The organism is Ruminococcus sp. AM26-12LB, assembly GCF_003480785.1.
In the GTDB taxonomy this organism is placed as follows: Bacteria; Bacillota; Clostridia; order Lachnospirales; family Lachnospiraceae; genus Blautia_A; species Blautia_A fusiformis.
On record NZ_QUJX01000012.1, the window covers coordinates 106,688 to 132,567 of the forward strand.

Consider the following 25,880-nt stretch of genomic DNA (forward strand, 5'->3'; position numbering starts at 1 on the left):
GACGGCAGAGCGGCTTTTGCTTTACAGTGACCATCGGAGGGATGAAAATGTACCGAATAAAATTTATCAGGGAGGAAAAGGAGATCCTGGTGGAACCGGGTACCAGGATCCTTGAGGCGGAAAGAAAAGCAAAGCTGGTTCCTGATGCACCTTGCGGAGGCCGGGGAAAGTGTGGGAAATGTCGTGTTAAAATAGAAGATCACATGGTGCTTGCATGTCAGACGGAAATCCACAGTGACCTTGAAGTAGATACATTGTCCGGATGCCAGGAAGAGGAGATCCTTACAGAAGGAATGCAGAGACCGGTTGCGTTCAGGCCTGATCTGAAACAGAAAAAAGTGATTCTTAAGAAACCGGAGACAGGAGACAACCGCTCTGAATGGGAGCGGCTGACAGAACAGCTGGATGTGGAAAAACCTGTTCTGCCTGATACTGAAATTGCATCGAAGCTTTACGGCTGCAGAAAAGAAGCAGAAGAATGGTATGTGATCTGTGCAGGAAATGAGATCCTGGATATCAGCAGGGAAGAAAAAAAAATCTGTTTTGCGGCTTTTGATATAGGTACAACGACGGTGGTCGGCTATCTTATGGATGCATTGACCGGGAAGCAGCTGGCTCTCAAGAGCAGAATGAACCCACAGACTCAGTATGGCGCAGATGTGATCATGCGGGCGGATCATGCTCTGGAGCATGGCGTAGAGCAGCTGACCGGCTGCATACGGAATGCGGTTGATGAAATGCTCCAGGAACTGGCAGAGGAAGCAGGAAGAAGCACATTAGATATCTGTCAGGTATCTGTGGTAGGAAATACCTGCATGCATCATCTTTTTCTTGGGATTTCTCCGGCATCGCTGGTCCATGCACCGTATAATCCGGCGATCAGTCAGGGGCTTACACTGAATGCAGAGCAATATGGGCTCCATATCCACAGAAAGGGGCAGCTGCTTATGCTGCCTGATATAGCCGGGTATGTAGGGGCAGATACCTGTGGCTGCATTTTGACGCTCAGACAGGATCAGCAGAACGAGATCAGCCTTATGATCGATATTGGAACGAACGGGGAGATGGTCCTTGGAAATAAAACGAGATTAGCCTGTTGTTCAACAGCTGCCGGTCCGGCATTTGAAGGTGCAAAGATCGAGTGCGGGATGCGTGGAGGAGCAGGAGCAATAGATCATGTAGTATGCAAAAATGGAAAATGGGAATACACGACTATAGGAAATAAGGCTCCGGCAGGATTATGCGGTTCAGGTCTGATCGATCTTGTGGCACAGCTGTACCTGGCTGGCTTTATTGATGAAAGTGGTCATCTGGAAAGCGGCCAGGAAAAGGCGGGAGTGTTTGTGCTGGTACCTCCGGAAAAGGCGGGAAATGACAGGGGCGTTTATCTGACACAGAAGGATATCGGAGAGGTACAGCTGGCAAAAGCGGCTATCGCAGCGGGAATCTTTCTTCTTATGAAAAGACTGGAGATCACAGAAAAGGATATTAAACGGGTCTATCTTGCCGGTGCATTCGGCAATTACATGAATCCGGAAAGTGCGGCGGCGATCGGGATGTTCCCGGCTGAGCTGCTGCCCAGGATACAGCCGGTGGGAAATGCAGCAGGAGAAGGTGCCAGGATCGCGCTTCTGAATGAAGAGGAAAGAAAAGAAATGGATCGGACTGTCAAAAATATGGATTTTGTGGAGCTGGCAGCTTCGCCGGAGTTCCAGGACTGTTTTGTGGATGGCTTATGCTTTCCGTAATGCGAGGAGAATGGATATGCTTAATATAAAAGAACTGGAAGAGATGGGAAAAAAGGCAGGATTTTCTTATGTAGCACTTCTGAAGAGCGATTCGATCCAGCTTATGCCGGAGGTAAGGGAAATGTGCAAAAATAATACCTGCCATATGTATGCAAAACGCTGGAGCTGTCCTCCCGGATGCGGAGATCTTGAAGTATGCAGAAAAAAGATAGAAAAGTACAGGGAAGGCATTATTGTCCAGACAGTGGGGAAACTGGAGGATCCTTTGGACGGAGAGACGATGATGGAGACCGAAGCGGTTCATAAACAGAATTTTTATGAATTTGAAAAAATGCTCAGAGAAAGATGGCCGGGCATGCTCCCCATAGGGGCCGGGTGCTGTACAAAATGTAAAACGTGTACATATCCGGATGCTCCATGCCGTTTCCCCGAACAGGCATTTTCTTCGATGGAAGCCTATGGAATGCTGGTAACACAGGTATGCCAGGCAAATGGTCTGGAATACTATTATGGTCCCTGTACGATCGCCTATACCAGCTGTTATCTTCTTGAATAGAACAGGAGTGAAAAAATGAATGACAGAGAACGGGAGGCATATCTGAACAGGATCGGATATGAGGGTGAATTAAGAACAGATAAAAAATGTCTGGAAAAGATAATGGACCTTCATCTTTGCAGTATTCCCTTTGAAAATCTGGAAGTTTTTGACGAGGGAAGGATTCCTTCTCTGAGGTCGGAAGATATTTATGAGAAGATCATTGTCAGAAAACGAGGCGGATATTGCTTTGAGCTGAATAAATTGTTTTATGAGCTTCTGAAAGCTTTGGATTTCCGTGTGATCCCTGTGGCGGTAAGGATATTGTGGAACCGGGAAGAGCTTCCGCCGGTCCTGCACCGGGCAACCCTTGTTATTTTTGAGGAAGGAAGCTATTACTGTGATGTAGGATACGGAGGTCCCGGTCCCAAGAAGCCGGTTCTTATGAAGGATGGTATCCACAGAGAAAAAAACGGATGGTACCGTGTTAACATGAAGCCGGGAAATACAAACGGAGAGATACTTGTTGAACGAAGGAAAGAAGAAAAATATCTGCCAATACTCAGATTTTCACAGACTCCTACAGTAGAAGCAGATTTTGAACTGTTGAATTTCTATTGTGCAAAATCTCCAGATGTATTATTTACCAGAAAAAGAGTAGTGAGCATCTGCAGACCAGAAGGAAGTGTTGCGCTGACTGGGGATGTTCTTACGATCCAGAAGGAAGATGGATCCATTGAAACGAAAATAAGTGATTCGGAAGAAACCATCAGGCTATGGATGGAACATTATTTCGGATTGGAGTTTTTACAGATATAAACAGAAAAAAGGACCAGGTTGTCAGGTGACAGTCTGGTCCTTTTCCTGCAGAAGAAAGCAGAGCTGCAGAAGAAGCCGGTCTTTCGGATTATCCAGATCAACCTTTGTGAGCTTCTGGATGCGCTCCAGACGGTAGGTCAGGGAACTTCTGTGTATAAAAAGTTCACGGGCTGTCTGAAGAGAATTGCGTTCATGCTCCAGATAGACCTTGAGTGTGTGATACAGCTCAGTATTGTTTTTTCGGTCATAATTCTGCAGTGCATCCAGCCGTGAAGAGACCAAAAGCTCGGGGCTGATCTGATGGCTGATCTGGGAAAGTATATATTCCAGAAGATAAGCATCAAAATGATAGCACCAGGCCATGCTCTGGCTTTTTTTGCCCAGGCGCAAGGCGGAAACAGCCTGAATATAGCCCTGAGGGATCAGGAGAAAATCACGAAATTCAGAGCTTACCCCCATTTTAAAAAGCCCTTCGCGCAGGATGATCGCAAGTGAACTGATAACATCGGAAGATACAGAGTGCTTAAAGGACAGATTAACGATCACAACGATTCCCTGCTGATAGGTAAAGGCCAGACCTTCCGGGATCTGGGCTTCAATGTGTCCCAGTGTGGCGATGGAGGAGTGCATACGGTCATCCTGCTGCTGGGTTTCCAGACGAAGTACAAGATACCGGTCATGGCGATTCCAGTTCAGATACTGGATCTGATCGGTAACTGCCTGTAGTTCTGTGAGCTTTCCGGAAAGATACTCCGTGAAAAACTGCCGGGAGTCATTTCCCATTGAAATTTGGAACAGATTGTGCCGACGGATGCACAGCTCGATAAAGGAGCCAAGATACTCAAGAGCAGAAAAATGTCCGGGCTGTATCTCCGTCTGGAGCTCATCCACACAAAGCCGGCCCTGATAATTGCCGCTGACCCAGAGATTCATGTAGAGGATACGGTAACCACGGAGCTCTTCGGAATAAATATTGGCGCCGTGGGTGATAAGTGTGCGCTGGTATTCGGCGTCAAGCTTGAAATCCTGAATTAGGCTTAAAGGTGCGATGAGTCTTCCTGTACGCTGGTCATGGACCCATTCAGACATACCGGTTACGTGCCGGGGAGAAGAAAGGATATAGAAGTTGGTGTCGTGGGCAAAAACCGGATTATGAAATATATCCAGACTGGCTTCCAGCATCTCATTCAGCGGATCGATACTTCCAAGTGCAAGCTGGAGTTTACTGTCCCAGTCAGAATACCTGTCAAAGGTCTGCTGTATTTGGTTGAAGACCTCAGAAAAAGAAAGGGTTCCCTTAATGTGAAGGATCCTGCAGCTTTCGGAAAAGCAGGAAAGATCACCGGAGCCCACCACTACAAATGCGATGTTCTGGTATCGCAGGAAGCTTTCGGAAAGAGAATTGCCGAAGACAAGATAAAGGTAGCATGGCTTCAGCAGAGCTCCTGCCTGATATATGCGAAGACCATCCAGCGTCAGGGGGTCTTCACGGCAGAGGATGGAAACATCCTCTTTTTTCTCCGCAAAATCGTCAGCAATGATCTGGAGATTAAGATGGAAGCCGGTATGCGGGCTATTCACGAAATGATCTGTTTTGTTCAAAATATTTCCTCCAATTCATAAAAGCCTTGTATTTATAGGAAATTATAACATATTAGACGGAAAATAAAAAGAAAACGGAGAGGAAATTATTTGTGTATATTTACAATAATAACTGTACAAAAAGTATGAAGCATTGGAGAAAGAATGAAGAAGTGTGCGGATTTACGAACAGGAAAAAAACAACTATACTATAACCATCAAAGGTAACGTGAAGTTGTGGAAATGGCCGGCCCCACAAAAAACAGCGAAGGGGGAAAGAAAATGAGTAAAAATGAAATACCGAAACAAGATCCGAAACAGAAAAAGGGTCTTACAAATGCCCTGAAATATTTCTTTGGTGTTGGTGATGCCGGATTTGTTCTTATGAGTAATATTGAGACATTTTACTTTATGACATTTCTGACGGATCTGGCAGGCTTTGCAGCTGGTGTAGCTGGTGTGATCAATTCCGTATTTACCATTGTTGATGCCTGTCTGTCCTGGCTTTACGGAGGAATCATCAATGGCACAAAAGCAAAGAAATGGGGGCGCTATCGTTCCTGGCTGATCATGGTTCCGTGGATGGTGCCGTTTCTGTACGCATTCATGTTCATACGTGTCAGTGATAATGAATGGCTTTCGGCAGTGGTGATCATTGCCGCATCCATCGCATCTCATGTGGCATGGAATTTCAGCTATGTTGCCAACGCAACCCTGATCAGTGTTGTTGGTAAAACACCGGAAGACAAAGCAACGCTTGCATCCTCCAGGGCAACCTGGAATAACATAGGCGGTCTGTTGTTTTCCTATATGGGTCTTCCATTTGCAACACTTCTTGCCGGATATGTCGGTGAGAAAAATAAATTTGCAGCAGCAGCTTTCTGCCTGGGTATTCTGATGGTCGTAACCTATTTTGCCCATTTCAAGATGACGGAAGGCTATGAAGAGATTGAAACGGAAACAGCAGGAAAGAAAAATGACAAAACAAAGATCACGATCAGAGAGATGTTTGCTTCCCTGTTTCAGAATCCGCCTCTTATGGTCCTGATGCTGGCAGACCTTGCAAAATGGTGTGTGAAATTTGTAACAGCAGCATCTGCTATTTACTATTTCAGGGATGCAATGGGAAATCCGGAACTGATGACCACTTATCTTCTCTGTGTTGCCATCGGTGCCATCATCGGAGCTTTTTCCATGAGATACATTGCAAAAGCAATATCGTCCCGTACAACTATGATCATTGCTTATGCAGGAATGGCAGTATCACTGTTCCTTGTATATATTTTCTATGGAAATGCAATGACAGTGATCGCCCTTATGACACTTGCCCAGTTCTTCTATGGTATGGCTTTTGCAGCTTCACCTGCACTTTATGCGGACACTGTAGTGTATGCAACATGGAAGAGTGGAAAAGATGCATCCGGATGGATCATGGGATTACAGAATCTTCCGCTGAAGATTGCCGTATTCTTAAGAGGAACGATCCTCAGCGCCTGTCTTGTGGCGGTAGGCTGGAAATCCGGAGTTGTTCTTGAGGGAACGGCCCGTCAGGGAATGACGATTTCCTTTGCACTTGTTCCTGCTATTTTCTGTCTGGCAGGTCTTCTGCTTCTGGTGTTTGGATTTAAGATCACAAAGGAAAAGGTTCTTCAGTATCAGGCTGAGATTGACGCAAGATCATAAAGATAAGTGATCGGGTATTTTGAAAGATCACAGGATAATAAAGGAGGAAGCATTATGTTGAAAGCATCGGAGATTTTACTTGAAACGATAAAAAAGGACGGCAGGCCAGAACGACTTCTGAGACAGTATGAGGGTGCGACCTTTTACCCGCCGAACCCGGCAAATAATTATGTGCGTGGAAACCGTCACCGTGGTATGGAACCTATGAAGGATCTTTTCGGAACTGAGATCCTCTGGCCTCAGGAACAGCTGGCTGCAATGCCACATGTAACAGAGGACAACAAGGTCATTGATGATATCACAGAATGGAAAGAGCAGCTGGTGATCCCGGATATTGTCGGTCAGTGCTCGGATCCGGCTTTATGGGAACCATTTAAACAGAAGGCACAGGAGATAAAGGATTCAGGAAGCCTTTTCATGGCATTTATGCCTACAGGTGTTTTTGAGAGGCTTCACTTCCTGATGGGATTTGAGGATATGCTGGTGAACTTCCTTCTTGAGCCGGAGGATATGATGGATCTCTGCAATGCCATTGGGGAGTACCGTTTCCAGCTTACAAAGCTGATCGTTGATAATCTCCACCCGGATATCATCCTTTCCCACGATGACTGGGGTTCCAAGCAGTCCCTGTTCATCAGTCCGGACACATGGAGAGAATTTATCAAACCACAGTATGAAAGATCCTATAAATATATGAAAGACCATGGAGTGATCATCATGCATCACGCAGATTCCTTCATGGAACCAATCATAGAGGATATGGTTGATCTTGGGATTGACATCTGGCAGGGAACACTTCCGCAGAATGATATTCCGAAGCTCCAGAAACAGCTGAACGGAAGAATGACACTTATGGGCGGAATCGATGCTTCGATTGTAGACCGTGTGGATTCCACAGAAGAAGAGATTCGCAAGGAGGTCAGAAGAGCATGTGAGGAGTATGCACCACACGGACATTTCATTCCATGTATTACCTATGGAGGTCCCGGTTGTCTGTTCCCTCATGTAGATTCAATTATTGATGACGAGATTGAAAAATATAATAAAGAGGTATATGGAATTCATTAAAAGCGCCAATTGAATAAAAAAGAACCTCAAGGTATGATTGAGTTGCATCTTGGCGGATGTAAACAAAACAATCAAGCACTGGAGGTTCCAAATGAATTATACACAGAATGAAAAGATTGAGCAAGTAACAGATTCAACAATGGTTGTCGGAGTTGATATCGGAAGCCAGATACATTATGCAAGAGCTTTTGATAACAGAGGACGCGAACTTACAAAACGTATTTTTTCTTTTCATAACGATCTGGAAGGGTTCAATTCTTTCAGCCTTTGGGCAGAGACACTTAAGACTGAGAATAAAAAGATTGCAGTTCTGATAAGAGACCTGGTATACAGCCGTGACGGGATCATGAAGCAGCACAACATATCTGCAAACAGGATTCAGAGATGGCTTGCAATACATTTCCCGGAATATCTGGGATTATACACACGATTTGATGCAATAAGCGGCCTGACAGTGCTTGAAAAAGCACCATTGCCAAAAGATGTGATCGCACTTGGAGTAAATGGGATCCGAAAGATCTGGCATGATAAAAAGATGCGTGGCAGAGGAGTTACTGAAGATAGGGCAAAGACCCTGGTTGAAGCTGCGCACAACAGTGTTGGACTTGACGGAGGAATTGGAACAAAAAGTGAATTATATATGCTGCTCAGGTTTCCAGCACGGTTTATCTTTACGGAGAACCGAAGACAAGTACCGTCTGGGCATCTATTGATCTGAAGCAGCGGCAGCTTTTTGATCTGGATTAAATTTACATAATCTTTATTTGATTATTTGAAAAAACAGTGCTATAGTAAAGTTGGTTCCGGTAAACGGATGATTTATGGATCCCAGAAGAGGACCGGGCGGAACCAAATTACTGTTGACCGGTCAGGATCTGGATCAGGAAAGAAGGAAGAGGGAAAAAATTGCGTAAAAAATCACATATACTGTTAGGCAGATACCTGGCTGACCAGATGTCTGAGGTGTACAGTCTCCAGCAGCACAGAAAAGCGTTTTGCCTGGGCAATATCATGCCTGATCTGAAACCATCATTTCTCACCACCAGACATGAGTTTTTCGGAACATTTGATCATCTCCAGAATAAGATGAGGGCGCTTGTCGAGAAGAACCCGGAGGAAGAGAATGCCAGAGTATACTGGAGAAGATTCGGTGAGGTCATGCATTATATGGCTGATTATTTTACTTTTCCTCATAACAAAACATACAAAGGAAATCTTGCAGCACATAATTCTTATGAAGCTGAGCTGAAGAACCGCCTGAGAGAATGTATCCTCAGCGGCGCAGCAGACAGCCAGCTGGAAGAAGCAAAGCAGTTTGAAAGCTTTGAGGAACTTGTGGAATATATCCGTGAGCGTCATGCATATTATCTGGAAAGCCCGCGGTGCATTGCCGATGACATTCGTTTTATCCTTCGGGTGTGCTATCAGGTTGTACAGGGGATTTTTCAGCTCTGTGTCAGAAAACAGTTTCATATGGGCGGACAGCCGGCAGTGACTGTCTGACAGTATACAAAAAGCCGCAGTGTGTGAGAACGCTGTGGCTTTTTTATGTTATGGTAAACCAAAAAGAATCTTACAAAAATATGAATAAAAAGTGAAAAAAAGATGAATTGGAAGAGATATCCTACCAGAACGGTTGATTTCACAATTTTCGTATGCTAAAATAAATTGAATTAAACTTTAAGTTATCAAATGGTTTAAGGCAGACCTTTATTATAGGGGAAGTAAAGGGATGTTCAAGGGAAGAAGGGAGCATCTTAATAAATATGAAGAACAAGTACCTGAATAAGTTTTTTTGCATCACGATGTTATCAGCTATGGTACTGGCAGTTCCAACCGGAGTAAAAGCCGCCGAGGAAGCAGATAATATTGTTGCTGAGGAAGGTGTTTCGGGAGACGGGAGTGAGGTAAGTGAACCGGAAGTTCCGGCAGATCCGGTGCCGACAGCTGCGCCGCAACCGGAAATAACTGCTGCACCTGAACCGGAACCAACTACAGCACCGGAGCCAACTACTGCACCGGAACCAACGGAAACACCGGCGCCTGCACCGACGGAAACACCGGAGCCAACCGCAACACCTGCACCGACGGAAACACCGGAGCCTACAGCGACACCTGCACCAACGGCGACACCGGCACCGACAGCGACACCTGCACCAACTGCAACGCCGGAACCAACCGCAACACCTGCACCGACGGAAACACCGGCCAGGGATGATTCTGCAAAGGTACAGGCGGTGATCCGGAAGATCAAAGCACTGGCAGGCAGAACGATCACAGCAGCAGATAAAGCTGAGATAGAGAGCGCACGTGCAGCTTATGAGGCGCTGTCTAATACAGAAAAGGCCAAAGTTACGAATTATAAGATTCTGACGGAGGCAGAAGCCAAGCTTGCAGCTGCCGACAAGAACGACAGTGATAACAAAAAAGACAACAAAAAAGATGATAACAAAGATACAGAGATCACAGATGGAAATAACGCAACAGCAACACAGATCGGAGATCCTGTTTATGTGACAAATATGGTATCCAATCTTCATGCGGGCAAGGATTTTTATCTGGATAGTCTTAAGAGCAATTATCATCTGTCCTTCTCTGATGATTTTGCTTCTGTAATGGAAGAGATCGAAAGAGAATATAAAGAGAAGAACAAGCTTACCGATACGGAGAATACACTTCTGGTAAGAAACTGGCAGGATATCCTTGCTGTTTATATTTACGAAAAGAGCAAAGCAGGAGCAACGTCATTTACATTGGATGCATCCTGCAAGGATGATCTGGCAAGGATCTTTGCGGAGATGAACCCCATCGTCAGGGACAAGCAGGATATTACCAAGATATCCTACGGAAATCGCAAGATCAACTACTACATCAAGAAGAACAATATTGCAAAGAAAGACAGAAGCGTCCTTAAGAAATATGTGGAAACAGACTGTAAGCTTCTCTGTGCGGTAGTTACCGCATCCAAAGGCTTTGTCCGTGAAAGCGTGGGAGACAATGTTTCTGAGGATCGTGTAGATGTTATCACCGCAGCGTATTCACTGGTTGGTAAGGTCGGATATTTCTGGGGCGGTAAATCTACGGTGATCGGAGAAGATCCAAGCTGGGGCTCCGTTGAGAAGGTATCTGCAGACGGCAGCAGAAGCTCCGGTACGCTCCGTGCATATGGTCTGGACTGCAGCGGCTTTGTTACCTGGGCAGTGATCAATGGATATAAGAATCAGGGAATGCAGGCAGCAGTTGGAGACGGAACCTCTGACCAGTGGGAGAAGGCCGGTGTTGTCAGCGAAGCAGATGCACAGCCAGGAGATCTGGTATTCCAGAGAGGACCGGAAGCAGGAAGCAACAACCACGTTGGTATCCTGTGCGGAAAGACGGATTCCGGCGACTGGATCGCAGTACATTGTTCCTCAAGCAAGAATGGTGTAACGGTTGGTGAGGCATACAGTGCAAGCTTCCGTTATATCAGAAAGCCATCCTTCTATCAGGATACAACGGCGGAGGAAAATGAGACCACAGCTACAGAGAATGATGTTCTGACAGAGGAGAGTGCAGAAAAGCTCCTCACGGATGTGGTTAGATCTGATGCACTGAAGGATGCACTGGCATCCGGTGATACTGTTTCCAGTGACCTTCTTGCAGATTTTAAGAATAAGGCTTTGCAGGAGGATGAGGAAGAAGATGAAGTTGAGACGCTGACTCTGGATCAGGAGACCATGGACGATGCAGTGGATACATTTGATGATGATGTAGAAACACTGGAAATGGAAAACTAAGGGACAGCGATTGAAGATAAGGGCAGTCTCCCACGGGAGGCTGCCCTTTCTTACAATCGCTGCTTCAGACATAGGACATGATATTATGAAAAAAAGAAATTTCTGCCCCATGGCAGCCGCAGTGCTTACAGCTGCAGTGATCCTTCAGCCCTTTAGCGCTTCGGCAGGGGCACTGGGTCAGATCCGCTCCATAGCAAAGAGCATTATTTCAGGCGAACCAAAGGAAGTAGAGGAACTGCGTCAGATGGAGGTTGCCCAGAGCGAAGAAGGGCATCAGGAATATTATTTCAAACAGCTTACGGAAGAAGAGCAGAGAGTATATCGGGAGCTGCTGAAAGGAATCCGTGCCCGGGAAAAGGAGTTTTATCTGACGATCTCCGATGATGACAGTATTGACAGAAGCTATCATGCAGTATTGAAAGACCACCCGGAGATATTCTGGGTCCACAATCGTGAAAAAATCTACAAAACTACGTATTCAGACAGTGATTACTGCGTTTTTACTCCGGGCTATACTTATACAGACAGCGAGATCGATGAGATACAGACGGCCATGGAGCAGAGCTTTCAGGAGGTCAGAGCCCTGATTCCGGAGGATGCCGGTGACTACGAGAAGGTACGCATTGTTTATACGTATGTTATTGACCATACCCAGTATCAGACCGGGGAGGATGATCAGAGCATAGCAGGTGTTTTCTGGAAAAAATCCGCAGTCTGTGCCGGATATGCAGGAGCTGTCCAGTATCTTCTGGAAAGGATGGATATTCCCTGTATTTATGTGGACGGAAGCACAAAAGGAAGTACAGAGGGTCATGCATGGGATATTGTAAAAATAGGCCAGGAGTATTATTATGTAGATGCTACCAATGGGGATCAGCCGGATTTTTTAAATGGAGATGCCGCACAGCTGGAAGAACATAAGACGATCATTTACGATTATCTCTGCCCTTTCCCGGAAGAATATGAAAAAACCTATACACCATCGGAAGAACTGACAGTTCCGGCATGTACTGCGAAGAATCTGGATTTTTATGTGCTGAACCAGGGGTACTTTGAAGATTACAGCTGGCAGGACATATATGATTATTGTAAGATGAGACTGGATAATGGTGCGGCTGTAGTTCGTTTCAAGTTTGGCAGTCAGGAAGCTTTTTCCGAAGCCTGTCAGGAACTGCTGGATGATGGCGTGGTACAGAATGTGGCACAGTATTATATGAAACTTCACGGACTTGGTCAGGTGGAGTATCATTATGGAGTGATGGATAATTTTTATACCATATATTTTATTTTCTGAAACATCTTCGGGAAGATTTCCGGAGGTTTTGGAAAGAGAGGAGTAAGTTATGAATATGGATATGTTGTCAAGAGGATTTGATATACTGCAGAGAGCAGGAGGTATGGAACAGATCAGCCAGCTGATGGTGATCGTATATGGAGTGCTCTGCGTTTTCGGGCTTTTGAACTGTATCCTGGGATATCGTATCCTCCGGTTCTGGATGATGATCTTTGGATTTATCATCGGAGCAGGCGCCGGCTTTGGTGTAACCTATATGTCCGGTGTTCAGGATAAAATGGTGATCGCAGGTGCCATGGCGGGACTGGGGATCGTACTGGCTGTTGTTTCGTTTCTGATCTACAGGGCAGGAATCTTTGTACTGGGATTTGGTATCGGAATAACATTGAGCATCTATTTGGTCCATCCGACCAGTTCTTTTTCCTTTTTCCTGTGCATCCTTATCGGCGTGGGACTGGGAGTACTTGCTATGCGTTATGCGAAAGGAGTGATCATTGTCGGAACCAGTATACTGGGTGGTGTTCTGGCAGGATTATCCATTGCAAAGATCGCAGGGCTGGCGCAGTTTCCATATGGCGTCGGTATGGCAGCGGGAATTGTGATCCTTGGTATGCTGATCCAGTTCGCCATCAACAAAGACCGATACGATGAGGAAGATGACGAAGAAGAGGATGACGACGATGGAACTCTGCCGGAGGAGACCAGGAAGCCGGCAGGAAGGGACCGTAGAGGAAACAGCCGTGAATATACCTCTGACCGTAACAGGGACGATCACAGATATACATACGAAAACCGGGCAAACGATGACCGGGAAAGCCGGGGTGAAAGACGTTCCCGCAGACCATCTGACAGAGAAGGACGCAACTCTGACAGACGAGAAAGAAATTATGCAGACAGCCGAAAAAGATCCGGAAGCGAAAGAAACAGCAAAGGCAGTTCCACTGAAAGAAGAAGCACTTCCGGAACCTCCGGCAGAAACAGAACCTCCGACAGAAATTATGCTTCGGATGACAGAAGAGGCCGCAGATACAGCCAGAGCAGCAGCACCAGGGAACGAAGGAATGCAGGAACGGGAAGCAGATCCCGCTATGCAGATCCGGAGGATCATGAAGACTATGATCGTTTTGATGAGTCGGAAAACAGGGACAGCTATGAAGATTTTGAAAAACTGCAGCAGAAAAGACGCCGGATGGATATTGAAAATATGGCGGATTTTGATGAGCAGGAAGAATATGGAAATTACAGGAATGACCCGGATCTGATGAATGATGAGGATCTGGATGAGCTTGATGAGTGGAAAGACAACTGAGAAAAATCCGAGGAGTGACAGAAATGGGAAAAGAAGCCAAAACAAACGCGATGAGAATGCTGGATCGAAAAAAAGTAAAATATGAAGCGCTCGCATATGACTGTGGAGAGTTCATAGATGGGATCCACTGTGCAGACATTACAGGAGCCCCTCATGATCAGTCCTTTAAGACCCTGGTCATGGAAGGGAAAAGCGGCGGCTACTATGTGTTTGTAGTTCCGATCGAGAAAGAGGTGGACCGTAAGGCAGCCGCAAAGTCTGTAGGCGAAAAAACAGTAGATATGATCCATGTAAAGGATCTTACAAAGATCACGGGCTATATCCGCGGAGGCTGCAGCCCTCTTGGAATGAAAAAAAATTATCCGGTGGTGTTTGACCAGTCTGCCGAAAACTTTGATGAGATCTATGTAAGTGGTGGAAGAGTAGGCCTTACCCTGAAGGTACCGCTTAAAGATCTTCTGGATGTAACACAGGGCAAGCTTGCTCCGATCACCATGGAGTAAGCGCATATAAAACAGATAAAAAAACTCCCCTGACTGCCTGTAAAGGCGGAAGCAGGGGAGATTTTTTGTTACAGAAGCATGGGATTTAGTTATCCTGTGCGTCCTCTTCGTTAACCTGGAATACGTGACGCTTCTTGGCCATTTCGTCGCTGGCAAGATACTCGTCGTAAGTGGTGATCTTGTCTACCAGCTTGCCGTTAGGAAGGATCTCCATGATGCGGTTTGCAGTTGTCTGTACAAACTGGTGATCGTGTGAGGTGAAAAGGATCACTCCCGGGAATTTGATCAGTCCGTTGTTCAGTGCTGTGATAGACTCCATATCCAGATGGTTGGTTGGCTCATCCAGGATCAGGATATTGGCACCGGAGATCATCATCTTGGAAAGAAGACAGCGAACCTTCTCACCACCGGAAAGAACACGGACACGTTTTACACCATCCTCACCAGGGAAAAGCATACGGCCAAGGAATCCACGGACGTAGGTTGCGTCCTTGATCTCGGAGTACTGTGTCAGCCAGTCGGTGATAGTAAGGTCGTTATCGAATTCCTGTGTATTATCCTTCGGGAAATATGCCTGGGAAGTGGTAACGCCCCATTTGTAATTTCCTTCATCCGGCTCCATTTCACCTGTAAGGATCTTGAAGAAGGTTGTGATGGCCTGCTCGTTGGCGCCCACAAAGGCAACCTTATCTTCACGACCGAGAGTGAAGGAAATGTTGTCCAGAACCTTTACTCCATCAATGGTCTTGGACAGATTTTCCACCATGAGGACCTCGTTTCCGATCTCACGGTTCGGGCGGAAGTCGATGTATGGATATTTACGGCTGGAAGGACGCATGTCATCCAGCTGGATCTTTTCCAGGGCACGCTTTCTGGAAGTCGCCTGCTTGGATTTGGAAGCATTGGCGCTGAAACGGGAGATGAACTCCTGGAGCTCTTTGATCTTCTCCTCTTTCTTTTTGTTGGCCTCTTTCATCTGCTTGATCAGAAGCTGGCTGGATTCAAACCAGAAGTCGTAGTTTCCGGCATAAAGCTGGATCTTGCCATAATCGATATCAGCAGTATGTGTGCAGACCTTGTTCAGGAAATAACGGTCATGGGATACTACGATAACCGTATTGTCAAAATTGATCAGGAACTCCTCCAGCCATTCGATAGCAGGAAGATCCAGGTGGTTGGTCGGCTCATCAAGAAGAAGGATATCAGGATTTCCGAAAAGAGCCTGTGCAAGAAGAACCTTGACCTTCATACTACCGGTAAGGTCTGCCATCTGTGTATAGTGGAACTCGGTGTCGACTCCGAGACCGTTGAGAAGAGTAGCAGCATCGGACTCTGCTTCCCATCCGTTCATCTCTGCAAACTCACCCTCGAGCTCGCTGGCACGGATGCCATCTTCGTCTGTGAAATCTTCTTTTGCGTAAATGGCTTCTTTCTCTTTCATGATCTGATAGAGTCTTTCATTACCCATGATGACAGTATCCAGAACCGGATAAGCATCATATTTGAAGTGATCCTGCTGCAGGAAAGAAAGTCTCTGACCGGGGGTGATCACAATGTCGCCCTTGGTAGGCTCGAGCTGACCGGAAAGGATTTTGAGGAATGTAGATTTTCCTGCGCCGTTGGCGCCGATCAATCCATAACAGTTACCCTCTGTAAATTTGATGTTAACGTCTTCAAACAGCGCTTTTTTTCCAACGCGCAGTGTGATGTTATTTGCTGAAATCATATCATACCTCTTTTTTCATTAAATAAATATCGTTTCAATTACATACGAAAGCATTACAATCGTTTCCTATTGTACCGTAAACTGAAAAATTTGCAAGCTGTATTTTCCTTTTTTCGGCTAAATAAAGGAAAAACAGGGGATTACTATGAATCACAGGAAAATAATAACCTTTTATTATATAAAAAAATGGGTTATACTGTCGTATGTGGTAATGAAGTATTCCGGGGATATGGATATCCGGCTCTCTGGCACATCAGAAACACCCAGGAACGTGGCAGATCGGATGGAATGCGGAAACTATCATAAATCAGCAGCTTAGTTGAACAGAAGAGAGGTTAAAAATGTTTATCACCAGAGAAAGCGATTATGCGATGCGGGTTATCCGCGCATTGATGTGGGAGCCGCGTTTGAGCGTCAGCGAGATCTGTGAGAGGGAATCGATCACAGCACCCTTTGCATACAAGATACTGAAGAAGCTTCAGAATGCAGGGCTCGTGGAAGGATACCGCGGAGTTCATGGCGGTTACGCGCTGAAGAGAGATCCGGAAGAACTGTCGTTATATGAGATATACAGTGCGATCGATCCGGATATGTCCATCATTGAGTGCCTGAACGGCACATATCAGTGTCCAAGGAACGGACAGGACGGAGTTCCCTGCCATGCACATGATGAGCTTAAGGAGATCCAGGATCAGCTGTGGACAATGCTCCGTCGGAAATCCATGAAGGATCTTTTCGGAAAAGAGGAGAAGTGATTCCCGAATGTGAGTTGGGATAAGCGTATGAGATGATAAGGAGAGCAGTTTGGAGAGGAAAAATTCCGAACAGCTCTTTTTTATTTGTGAAAAAGATAACGGCGTTTGTACAGGATAATATACAAAAAACAATGAAAGAAAATGGACATAACTGGGAATCTATGATATAATAACCAATGGAATTTTAGGCCTTCATAAGCCTAAATAATATATTTTTTAACAAACCTTTAAGGAGGAAAAAACAATGGCAAGAAAGATGAAAACCATGGATGGTAACCATGCAGCCGCTCATGCATCATACGCTTTTTCTGATGTAGCTGCTATTTACCCGATTACCCCTTCATCTGTAATGGCTGAGGCTACAGACGAGTGGGCAACTCAGGGAAGAAAGAACATCTTTGGACAGGAAGTACAGGTTACAGAGATGCAGTCTGAGGCAGGTGCAGCAGGTGCCGTTCACGGTTCTCTGGCAGCAGGTGCCCTGACTACAACCTACACAGCTTCCCAGGGTCTTCTGCTTATGATCCCGAACCTTTACAAGATCGCTGGTGAGCAGCTTCCGGGAGTTATCAACGTATCTGCCCGTGCACTTGCTTCCCACGCACTTTGTATTTTCGGTGACCATTCCGACGTTATGGCCTGTCGTCAGACTGGATGTGCAATGCTTTGTGAGTCTTCTGTACAGGAGGTTATGGACCTTACACCGGTTGCTCATCTTGCAGCAATCAAAGGAAAAGTTCCATTCATCAACTTCTTCGACGGATTCCGTACATCTCATGAGATCCAGAAGATCGAGACATGGGACTATGAAGATCTGAAAGATATGGCAGATATGGACGCAATCGCAGAGTTCCGTAACCGTGCTCTGAACCCGAACCATCCATGTCAGAGAGGTTCCGCTCAGAACCCGGATATCTTCTTCCAGGCAAGAGAGGCATGTAATCCATATTATGACGCTCTTCCGGCAGTTGTTCAGGAGTACATGGACAAAGTTAACGAGAAGATCGGAACAGACTACAAACTGTTCAACTACTACGGAGCTGCTGACGCTGAGCACATCATCGTAGCTATGGGTTCCGTAAACGATACCATCGAGGAGACCATCGATTACCTTATGGCAGCTGGCAAGAAAGTCGGTGTTGTTAAAGTTCGTCTTTACAGACCATTCTGTGCACAGGCTCTTATCGATGCAATCCCGGATACAGTTAAGCAGATCTCTGTTCTTGACAGAACAAAAGAGCCAGGAGCTCTTGGCGAGCCTCTGTATCTTGATGTTGTTGCAGCTCTTCGCGACAGCAAGTTCAGCGATGTTAAGATCTTTACAGGACGTTATGGACTTGGTTCCAAAGATACAACACCTGCACAGATCGTAGCAGTATATGAGAACACTGAGAAAGAGAAATTCACAATCGGTATCGTTGATGATGTTACAAACCTTTCTCTTGAGACAGGCGCACCACTTGTTACAACACCAGAGGGAACAACAAACTGCAAGTTCTGGGGACTTGGAGCTGATGGTACTGTAGGTGCTAACAAGAACTCCATCAAGATCATCGGTGACAATACAGACATGTACGCTCAGGCTTACTTCGATTATGACTCCAAGAAGTCCGGCGGTGTTACAATGTCTCACCTTCGTTTCGGTAAGAAACCGATCAAATCCACATACCTGATCCACAAAGCAAACTTCGTTGCATGTCATAATCCGTCCTATGTTAATAAATATAACATGGTACAGGAGCTTGTTGACGGAGGTACATTCCTTCTGAACTGTGCTTGGGATATGGAAGGACTTGAGAAACATCTTCCAGGACAGGTTAAAGCTTTCATCGCTAACCACAATATCAAATTCTACACCATCGATGGTGTTAAGATTGGTATTGAGACTGGCATGGGACCAACACGTATCAACACGATCCTTCAGTCCGCATTCTTCAAACTTACAGGAATCATTCCTGAGGAGCAGGCTATCGAGCTTATGAAAGCTGCTGCTAAAGCTACTTACGGACGTAAAGGTGATGACGTTGTTAAGAAGAACTGGGCAGCTATCGATGCCGGTGCTAAACAGATCGTAGAGGTTCAGGTTCCGGAGAGCTGGAAGAACGCTGAGGACGAGGGACTCTTCATGTCTCACGCATCCCACGGTGCTCAGGAAGCTCAGGACTTCGTAAACAACATCCAGTGCAAGATCAATGCTCAGGAAGGTAACAGCCTCCCAGTATCTGCATTCAAGGATTATGTAGATGGTACAACACCATCCGGAACAGCTGCATATGAGAAACGTGGTATCGCAGTTAACGTTCCTGTATGGGTTCCGGACAACTGTATCCAGTGTAACCGCTGTGCATACGTCTGCCCGCATGCTGCAATCCGTCCGGTTGCTATGACAGCAGATGAGACAGCTAACGCTCCAGAGGGAATCAAGACACTTCCACTTACAGGAATGAAAGACTATACATTCACAATGACTGTATCCGCTCTTGACTGTACAGGATGTGGTTCCTGCGCAAATGTCTGCCCAGGAAAGAAAGGCAACAAAGCTCTTGAGATGGCTCCGCTTGAAGCTAACACAGAAGAGCAGAAATTCTTCGATTACGGTGTAACACTTCCTCAGAAGGAAGACGTTATCGCTAAATATAAAGAGACAACTGTAAAAGGCAGCCAGTTCAAACAGCCGCTCCTTGAGTTCTCCGGCGCTTGTGCAGGTTGTGGTGAGACACCATACGCTAAGCTGATCACACAGCTCTTTGGTGACAGAATGTACATTGCAAATGCTACAGGATGTTCCTCTATCTGGGGTAACTCTTCACCATCTACACCATACACAACAAACGCTAAGGGACAGGGACCTGCATGGTCAAACTCTCTGTTCGAGGATAACGCAGAGTTCGGTTATGGTATGCTTCTTGCACAGCGTGCGATCCGTGGCGGTCTGAAAGAGAAGATCGAAGACCTTGTAGCTAACGGAACAAACGAGGATGTTAAGGCAGCTGGTCAGGAATGGCTGGATACTTATGCTGTAGGCGCAACAAATGGTGCAGCTACAGAGAAACTCGTTGCAGCTCTTGAGGCTTGCGGATGTGACAAGGCTAACGAGATCCTTGCACAGAAAGACTTCCTCTCCAAGAAATCCCAGTGGATCTTCGGTGGTGACGGATGGGCTTACGATATCGGATTCGGTGGTGTTGACCACGTTCTTGCAAGCGGACGTGACATCAACGTTATGGTATTCGATACAGAGGTTTACTCCAACACAGGCGGACAGTCTTCCAAATCTACACCGACAGGTGCGATCGCTCAGTTCGCAGCAGGCGGAAAAGAGACTAAGAAGAAAGATATGGCATCTATCGCAATGAGCTATGGCTATGTATATGTAGCACAGATTTCCATGGGTGCTGACTTCAACCAGACTGTAAAAGCAATCGCAGAGGCAGAGGCATATCCGGGACCATCCCTGATCATCGCTTACGCTCCATGTATCAACCATGGTATCAAGAAAGGTATGAGCAAAGCTCAGACAGAGGAAGAGCTGGCAGTTAAGTGCGGATACTGGCACAACTTCAGATTCAACCCGGCTGCTGAGAACAAGTTCAGCCTTGATTCCAAGACACCGGATATGGAGAACTATATGGACTTCCTGAACGGTGAGGTTCGTTACAATTCTCTGCAGCGTCAGAATCCTGAGAAAGCTGCAAGACTGTTTGCTAAGAACGAGTCTGAGGCTCAGGCTAGATATGAGTATCTGCAGAAACTTATCACTCTTTACGGAGCAGATAAGAAAGAAGACTAATTATTGATCAATAGTTACTGTTTATACAGTGTGCTTGCTGATTAAGCATTAGGTGACAGGCCTGCGGTGTTTAGCGCACCGCAGGCCTTTTTTCATATACAGGAGAGACATATATGAAGAGAATTTTTTCGAAGGAGAAATCCCGGAAAGAGAAAAAAGCAGATTTTTATATTCTGTATACGATTGTTTTTGCGGCGATCTCGCTGTTTATTTACAGTTGTTTTTATTTCAATGGAAAATCCCTGATCTGGAGTCATGACGGTGTTCCGCAGCACATCAATGCATTGGCCTATTATGGAAAATATCTGCGGAATGTTCTGCAGACGCTGGTGACGGAGCATAAGCTTTCCCTTCCTATGTGGGATATGCATATCGGATACGGTTCCGATATCCTTACAACACTTCATTATTATGCGATCGGTGATCCGCTGACCTTACTGTCCGTTTTTGTACCGGAAAAAGACACAGAGATCTTATATGAGATTCTGATCTTTCTCCGCATTTATCTGGCGGGTATCACATTCAGCATTTACTGCTTTTACCGCAAGAATCCCAAACAGGCCACATTTCTTGGAAGCCTTGTTTATATTTTTGCAGGATGGACCATTTATGCGTCCATGAAGCACCCATATTTTTCCAATCCCATGATCTATCTGCCGCTGGTCCTTATGGGAATTGAAAAGATTTACAAAAAAGAAAAGCCATACCTTTTTATCTGTGCGACGGCTGTAGCGGCAATGTCTAATTTTTATTTCTTTTATATGATCAGTATCTTTATGGTGCTGTATGCAGCTTTCCGGTATTTTGGAATATTCCGCAAGCGTTCAGTAAAAGATGTATTTCAGTGGTTCCTAAAATTTGCTGGCTTTTATCTGGTCGCACTTATGATCGCTGCACTGATCTTTTTACCTGTGGTCATGACTCTGTTTGGAACAGAGCGCTTTCAGGCGCAGAATTATGTGCCGCTGTTATATGACCGCATTTACTACGAAAAATATCTCGGCTGCCTGATCGGCGAAAATATGATCCAGTGGGGAGTTGCTGGATATTCCGCAGTCGCAATGGCAGGCGTGTTTGTGATCTTTTCCAAAAAGAAAAAATATACGGGACTGAAGCTGGGCTTTGTGCTTCTGAACTTGTTTTTGCTGATCCCTTTTGCTGGTCATGTACTGAATGGATTTTCATACGTGTCCAATCGATGGATCTGGGCGTATGGAATGCTGATCGCATATATCCTGGTACAGGCATATCCGGAACTGTTTACGCTGGGCATCAGGGAAAAACGACGGATATTTGTGATGCTGCTGATATATGGCGTGCTGGCACTGTTTTCGGAATCTGCCCGTACGGAACGCAATATCATGGCACTGATGATGCTGGTCCTGGCTGTGTTTACAGTGGTTTCCTACGGAAACGTATTTACACAGGGAAAGTATCTCTGTGGAATGATCGTGGCCGTGCTTGTGACAAGCATCCTTCTGAATGTTTCATACCAGTATTCTTACGAAAAAGATTATCTGTCAGAATTTGAGGAAAAGGATCAGGCGCTGGAGAAGCTTCAGTCCGGACCGGACAAAGCAATCCGGTCAATGGACGATTCAGCGGTTACCAGATATGACCAGTACAAAACGGGCTCTTATGTAAACACTGCCATGTATATGGGAACCAACAGTACTTCCTATTATTTCAGTGTGGCCAATGGAAATATCAGCCGTTTCTTTGATGAGATGTATCTGAATACCCCCTGGGATTATCATTACAGCAGCCTGGACGGACGGAGTATCCTGGATCGTCTTGCCTCGGTGAAATATTTTGCCATCAAAAAAAGCGGATATGGGTATCTGCCATACGGCTATGACAGTGAAGCAGCAGTCACAAAAAAATACAGGATCTACGAAGACGAGGATTCCCTTCCTCTTGGTTATACCTATGATTCCTGGATCCCCAGAGAAAACTATGAAAAGCTTTCCGTGACCGAAAAGCAGCAGGCACTCCTGCAGGGGGCAGTCCTTGAGGACAGCAGTCTTTCTGAGACAGACCTCATCTTTGACGATAAGAAAGCAGATTTTACACTGGAAGCAGGAAAAGGCTGTAAGATAAAAGACGGAAAGATCATTGTGGCCAAAGAAGGAGCAACCGTACAGATCGGATATCAGGGAGAGCCGGAGGCAGAGGTTTATCTTGTGGCAAAAAATCTGGATTTTAATGCCTATTCTCCACGTGCAGTGGTCAGTGATAAAAAATGGGATTCCATGACAGAATATGAGAAGAATACCGTGCGTTATGAAGACAATAACTGGCGCTACTGGAAAGAAAGCAAGGAATCAGCAGTGGATGTTTCGCTGGGCTCCGTGGACAAGACTATCCGGATCTTTACAGATAAATACAACGGCTACAGCGGAAGACATAATTTTCTTCTGAATATGGGATATAAAAACTATTCTGCAGGAACTATGACACTGACATTCTCCATGCCAGGAGAATATACCTTTGATGATCTGTATGTGGTATGTCAGCCCATGGCTTCTGTTGAAGAACAGACAGAGGAGCTTGGAAAAGAAAGTCTTCAGAATATCAAAACGGAGACAAATTGCATTCGTGGAGATATCACAACCACTTCCGATAAGATCCTGGTATTTTCCATTCCATACAGCGCAGGCTTTACCGCCTATGTAGATGGAGAAAAAACAGAACTTGTGCAGGCAAACAGTATGTATATGGGACTGGAATTAAAAAAAGGCAGGCATACGATCGCACTCAGATATTGTACACCGTATATTGTGCCCGGAATGATACTGACGGTGATCGGCCTGATCCTGTTTGCCGGGATCGTAATATCTTACCGGCGCCAGAGAAAACAAAAAGAAAGGGGAAAACAGGAGAAATGAGCCGATTATCGGTAGTTTTGCCTGCCTGTAACGAGGAACCGATGGTGGAGAAAACCTGCCGGACTCTCAGAGAGCTCCTGGGGCAGGCCGGGATTCGTTATGAACTGGTCCTGGTAGATGACGGTTCCTCTGACGGGACCTGGGCAGCCATAGAAAAAGTATCCAGGGAAGATAAAAATGTGACAGGTGTGCATTTTTCCAGAAATTTCGGGAAAGAAGCAGCAATCGTGGCCGGCCTTGCACAGGCATGCGGAGATGCGGTGGCAGTGATGGACTGTGACCTGCAGCATCCGCCGGAAATCCTCTTGGAAATGTACCGGCTCTGGAAGCAGGGCTACGAGGTTGTGGAGGGCATCAAGAAAAACCGGGGAAAAGAAACTCTTTTTCACAGAAAAAGTGCCGGATTTTTCTATCGGATCATGTCCCGTGCCACCGGCTTTGATATGGAAAACGCTTCCGACTTCAAGCTGCTGGACAGGAAAGCGGTGGAGAGTGTTCTCGCCATGCCTGAGCGCAGCATGTTTTTCCGGGCGGCATCATCCTGGATAGGCTTCAAAAGCATCTCCGTACCTTTTGAGGTGCAGGAGCGTGAGGCCGGAGAATCCAAATGGTCTGCAGGAACGCTGATCAGCTATGCGTTTCGGAATATTGTGGCATTTACAACACTTCCGTTGCAGTTTGTAACAGCAGGTGCTGTGGGCTGCTTTGGGTGCTCCCTGCTCCTTCTGGTCTATTCTCTGGTCCGGTATTTTTCCGGGCATGCGGTGGAAGGTTATACCACACTTCTGATCGTGATGCTCTTTATCGGAAGTGCTGTGATGATGAGCCTTGGGATCATCGGATATTATATCGCCAGGATCTATGAGGAAGTAAAACGCCGTCCAAGATATATCGTATCAAAGATCATACGAGGAGGAGATACCAATGAAAAAGTGGATCCTTAAATTCTATGAAAATGATGTGATCCGTTATATTTTCTGGGGTGGTTGTACGACTCTCGTAAATCTGTTAAGCTTTTATATCATGAGGGCAATGGGAATTCCACTGATGAGTGCCAACATCATATCGATCATCCTGGCGATCCTGTTTGCCTATGTTGTGAATTCCAGATTTGTATTTCATGACCGCTGTGAAACATGGAGGGATCATATACGGCCCTTTCTGAAATTTATAAGTGCCCGTCTGGTGACCATGGTCATTGAGGTAGGTGGCGTATGGCTTCTGGCGGAGATCCTGGGATTCCGGGATATGTTTGCAAAATTCTGCACACAATTTATCGTGCTGGCGTTGAATTATATCTTTAGTAAATTTATTATTTTTACCACAGGTAAAAGGATTGGAGGTAGCAAATGATGACTTTGGATGAGGCAGTGAAGAAAGTCCGCCCTCTGGATGAAAAGGCTATGGAGGGGGCGAGAAAGAGATGGGACAGTATTGCAAAGCCCCTGCATTCTCTGGGAGAGCTGGAGAATATGCTGACACAGATCGCCGGTATCACAGGTACACCGGAGGTACGTGTGGAGAAAAAAGCAGTGGTTGCCATGTGCGCGGATAACGGAGTTGTAGAAGAGGGTGTGACCCAGACCGGACAGGAAGTGACGGCTGTTGTGGCTGAGAATTTTCTGGAAGGGACTACTACCTGCTGTGTGATGTGCCGTCAGTGTGGAGCAGAGCTTTTTCCTGTAGATGTGGGAATGGTCACAGATACAAAGGTCCGTACAGATCTTAAGGTTGCTTATGGGACCAGAAATATGACCAGAGAGCCGGCGATGACAAGAGATCAGGCGATCCGTGGCATCGAAGCCGGAATTGCCATGGCAGAGGAGCTGAAGGAAAAAGGCTATCAGGTTCTTGCAACCGGCGAGATGGGCATTGGAAATACCACCACCAGCAGTGCGGTAGCAGCTGTGCTTCTCGGAAAACCGGTGGAAGATATGACCGGACGTGGTGCCGGATTGACCAGTGAAGGGCTTGTACGGAAGATCAATGCGATCAAAAAGGCGATCGCCCTGAATAATCCGGATCGTTCAGATGCCATTGACGTCCTGGCAAAGGTAGGTGGACTGGATATTGCAGGAATGGCAGGAGTATTCATTGGAGGAGCAGCACTTGGAATGCCGGTTGTCATGGACGGATTTATTTCCTGCGTATCTGCACTGATCGCAATAAAGATCTGCCCGCAGGTAAGTGATCATATCCTTGCGTCTCATGTATCCAAAGAGCCTGCAGCACAGCTGATCCTGAAGGAGCTTGGCAAGGAAGCGATCATCCACGCAGGCATGTGCCTGGGCGAGGGAACCGGAGCTGTGGCACTGTTTCCGATGATGGATCTGTCCTGTGCAGTATATAATTCCATGAGTACCTTTGGTGATATCAATGTAGAACAGTACGAGGAGCTGAAATAA

Annotated in this window: 19 protein-coding genes; 17 read left to right on the forward strand and 2 right to left on the reverse strand. The window is 46.0% G+C overall.

The genetic code is table 11. The annotated features are described in order from the left end of the window. The first annotated feature begins 47 nt into the window (after nt 1–47). Genes DW694_RS10555 through DW694_RS10565 form a run of 3 tightly spaced genes read left to right on the forward strand, consistent with a single transcriptional unit; the run spans nt 48 to nt 3,102 of the window. Nucleotides 48–1,748, forward strand: coding sequence for an ASKHA domain-containing protein (locus tag DW694_RS10555; RefSeq protein ID WP_286187022.1), 1,701 nt, complete (start codon nt 48–50; stop codon nt 1,746–1,748). Between the two features lie 16 nt (nt 1,749–1,764). Beyond that, nucleotides 1,765–2,304 (forward strand): DUF2284 domain-containing protein, encoded by a 540-nt coding sequence (locus DW694_RS10560; RefSeq protein WP_110102179.1) that lies wholly within the window; start codon nt 1,765–1,767, stop codon nt 2,302–2,304. A 15-nt stretch (nt 2,305–2,319) separates the two neighbouring features. Continuing rightward, entirely contained in the window at nt 2,320–3,102 is a 783-nt protein-coding gene (locus tag DW694_RS10565; RefSeq protein WP_118752964.1) for an arylamine N-acetyltransferase, read from the forward strand. A gap of 21 nt (nt 3,103–3,123) precedes the next feature. On the opposite strand, the gene DW694_RS10570 is transcribed toward DW694_RS10565, so the two are convergent. Then, nucleotides 3,124–4,704: a helix-turn-helix domain-containing protein gene (locus DW694_RS10570; RefSeq protein ID WP_118752965.1), complete on the reverse strand. Its 1,581-nt coding sequence runs from the start codon at nt 4,702–4,704 to the stop codon at nt 3,124–3,126. 261 nt (nt 4,705–4,965) lie between these two features. Between DW694_RS10570 and DW694_RS10575 the strand changes: the two genes are divergently transcribed. The 8 genes from DW694_RS10575 (at nt 4,966) to ybaK (ending at nt 14,316) form a co-directional block, all read left to right on the forward strand. Next, on the forward strand, nt 4,966–6,366 hold the full coding sequence (locus DW694_RS10575; protein WP_118752966.1) for an MFS transporter: 1,401 nt from the start codon (nt 4,966–4,968) through the stop codon (nt 6,364–6,366). A gap of 54 nt (nt 6,367–6,420) precedes the next feature. Continuing rightward, nucleotides 6,421–7,434 carry a uroporphyrinogen decarboxylase family protein gene (locus DW694_RS10580; RefSeq protein WP_092068993.1) on the forward strand — a complete coding sequence of 338 codons (1,014 nt, stop codon included), beginning with the start codon at nt 6,421–6,423 and terminating at the stop codon, nt 7,432–7,434. A 91-nt stretch (nt 7,435–7,525) separates the two neighbouring features. Next, entirely contained in the window at nt 7,526–8,152 is a 627-nt protein-coding gene (locus DW694_RS16950) for a hypothetical protein (protein ID WP_182465495.1), read from the forward strand. Nucleotides 8,153–8,340: 188 nt separating this feature from the next. Further along, nucleotides 8,341–8,937, forward strand: coding sequence for a zinc dependent phospholipase C family protein (locus DW694_RS10590; protein WP_022426477.1), 597 nt, complete (start codon nt 8,341–8,343; stop codon nt 8,935–8,937). A gap of 263 nt (nt 8,938–9,200) precedes the next feature. Then, nucleotides 9,201–11,210 (forward strand): NlpC/P60 family protein, encoded by a 2,010-nt coding sequence (locus tag DW694_RS10595; protein ID WP_118752967.1) that lies wholly within the window; start codon nt 9,201–9,203, stop codon nt 11,208–11,210. 85 nt (nt 11,211–11,295) lie between these two features. After that, complete coding sequence (locus DW694_RS10600) at nt 11,296–12,504, forward strand: transglutaminase domain-containing protein (protein WP_286187030.1); 1,209 nt, start codon at nt 11,296–11,298, stop codon at nt 12,502–12,504. A 49-nt stretch (nt 12,505–12,553) separates the two neighbouring features. Next, entirely contained in the window at nt 12,554–13,813 is a 1,260-nt protein-coding gene (locus DW694_RS10605) for a DUF4203 domain-containing protein (RefSeq protein ID WP_118752968.1), read from the forward strand. Between the two features lie 23 nt (nt 13,814–13,836). Next, nucleotides 13,837–14,316, forward strand: coding sequence for a Cys-tRNA(Pro) deacylase (gene ybaK, locus DW694_RS10610; RefSeq protein WP_118752969.1), 480 nt, complete (start codon nt 13,837–13,839; stop codon nt 14,314–14,316). 85 nt (nt 14,317–14,401) lie between these two features. Here the strand turns inward: ybaK and DW694_RS10615 are convergent, their stop codons facing one another. Beyond that, nucleotides 14,402–16,042, reverse strand: a complete 1,641-nt coding sequence (locus DW694_RS10615) for an ATP-binding cassette domain-containing protein (RefSeq protein WP_021650411.1) — start codon at nt 16,040–16,042, stop codon at nt 14,402–14,404. A 341-nt stretch (nt 16,043–16,383) separates the two neighbouring features. Here DW694_RS10615 and DW694_RS10620 point away from each other — a divergent pair, with 341 nt between their 5' ends. The 6 genes from DW694_RS10620 to cobT all read left to right on the forward strand — a co-directional run bounded on the left by DW694_RS10620 (nt 16,384) and on the right by cobT (nt 25,880). Next, a complete protein-coding gene (locus DW694_RS10620; protein ID WP_110102187.1) occupies nt 16,384–16,797 on the forward strand; it encodes an Rrf2 family transcriptional regulator in 414 nt (137 codons plus the stop codon). 244 nt (nt 16,798–17,041) lie between these two features. Next, nucleotides 17,042–20,587, forward strand: a complete 3,546-nt coding sequence (gene nifJ / locus DW694_RS10625; RefSeq protein ID WP_015524748.1) for a pyruvate:ferredoxin (flavodoxin) oxidoreductase — start codon at nt 17,042–17,044, stop codon at nt 20,585–20,587. Between the two features lie 113 nt (nt 20,588–20,700). After that, nucleotides 20,701–23,475: a YfhO family protein gene (locus tag DW694_RS10630; RefSeq protein ID WP_118752970.1), complete on the forward strand. Its 2,775-nt coding sequence runs from the start codon at nt 20,701–20,703 to the stop codon at nt 23,473–23,475. Further along, nucleotides 23,472–24,419 carry a glycosyltransferase family 2 protein gene (locus DW694_RS10635; protein WP_015524751.1) on the forward strand — a complete coding sequence of 316 codons (948 nt, stop codon included), beginning with the start codon at nt 23,472–23,474 and terminating at the stop codon, nt 24,417–24,419. Before DW694_RS10630 ends, DW694_RS10635 begins: the two co-directional genes overlap by 4 nt. Next, complete coding sequence (locus DW694_RS10640; RefSeq protein ID WP_015524752.1) at nt 24,400–24,828, forward strand: GtrA family protein; 429 nt, start codon at nt 24,400–24,402, stop codon at nt 24,826–24,828. The genes DW694_RS10635 and DW694_RS10640 overlap by 20 nt, the downstream gene beginning before the upstream one ends. Further along, complete coding sequence (cobT, locus tag DW694_RS10645) at nt 24,828–25,880, forward strand: nicotinate-nucleotide--dimethylbenzimidazole phosphoribosyltransferase (RefSeq protein ID WP_015524753.1); 1,053 nt, start codon at nt 24,828–24,830, stop codon at nt 25,878–25,880. Before DW694_RS10640 ends, cobT begins: the two co-directional genes overlap by 1 nt.

Excerpts from the sequence above, each read along its gene's own strand:
- DW694_RS10555 (WP_286187022.1), top strand. The coding sequence starts at position 48 with ATGTACCGAATAAAATTTATCAGGGAGGAAAAGGAGATCCTGGTGGAA.
- DW694_RS10560 (WP_110102179.1), top strand. The coding sequence starts at position 1,765 with ATGCTTAATATAAAAGAACTGGAAGAGATGGGAAAAAAGGCAGGATTT.
- DW694_RS10565 (WP_118752964.1), top strand. The coding sequence starts at position 2,320 with ATGAATGACAGAGAACGGGAGGCATATCTGAACAGGATCGGATATGAG.
- DW694_RS10575 (WP_118752966.1), top strand. The coding sequence starts at position 4,966 with ATGAGTAAAAATGAAATACCGAAACAAGATCCGAAACAGAAAAAGGGT.
- DW694_RS10580 (WP_092068993.1), top strand. The coding sequence starts at position 6,421 with ATGTTGAAAGCATCGGAGATTTTACTTGAAACGATAAAAAAGGACGGC.
- DW694_RS16950 (WP_182465495.1), top strand. The coding sequence starts at position 7,526 with ATGAATTATACACAGAATGAAAAGATTGAGCAAGTAACAGATTCAACA.
- DW694_RS10595 (WP_118752967.1), top strand. The coding sequence starts at position 9,201 with ATGAAGAACAAGTACCTGAATAAGTTTTTTTGCATCACGATGTTATCA.
- DW694_RS10600 (WP_286187030.1), top strand. The coding sequence starts at position 11,296 with ATGAAAAAAAGAAATTTCTGCCCCATGGCAGCCGCAGTGCTTACAGCT.
- DW694_RS10605 (WP_118752968.1), top strand. The coding sequence starts at position 12,554 with ATGAATATGGATATGTTGTCAAGAGGATTTGATATACTGCAGAGAGCA.
- ybaK (WP_118752969.1), top strand. The coding sequence starts at position 13,837 with ATGGGAAAAGAAGCCAAAACAAACGCGATGAGAATGCTGGATCGAAAA.
- DW694_RS10615 (WP_021650411.1), bottom strand. The coding sequence starts at position 16,042 with ATGATTTCAGCAAATAACATCACACTGCGCGTTGGAAAAAAAGCGCTG.
- DW694_RS10620 (WP_110102187.1), top strand. The coding sequence starts at position 16,384 with ATGTTTATCACCAGAGAAAGCGATTATGCGATGCGGGTTATCCGCGCA.
- nifJ (WP_015524748.1), top strand. The coding sequence starts at position 17,042 with ATGGCAAGAAAGATGAAAACCATGGATGGTAACCATGCAGCCGCTCAT.
- DW694_RS10630 (WP_118752970.1), top strand. The coding sequence starts at position 20,701 with ATGAAGAGAATTTTTTCGAAGGAGAAATCCCGGAAAGAGAAAAAAGCA.
- DW694_RS10635 (WP_015524751.1), top strand. The coding sequence starts at position 23,472 with ATGAGCCGATTATCGGTAGTTTTGCCTGCCTGTAACGAGGAACCGATG.
- DW694_RS10640 (WP_015524752.1), top strand. The coding sequence starts at position 24,400 with ATGAAAAAGTGGATCCTTAAATTCTATGAAAATGATGTGATCCGTTAT.
- cobT (WP_015524753.1), top strand. The coding sequence starts at position 24,828 with ATGACTTTGGATGAGGCAGTGAAGAAAGTCCGCCCTCTGGATGAAAAG.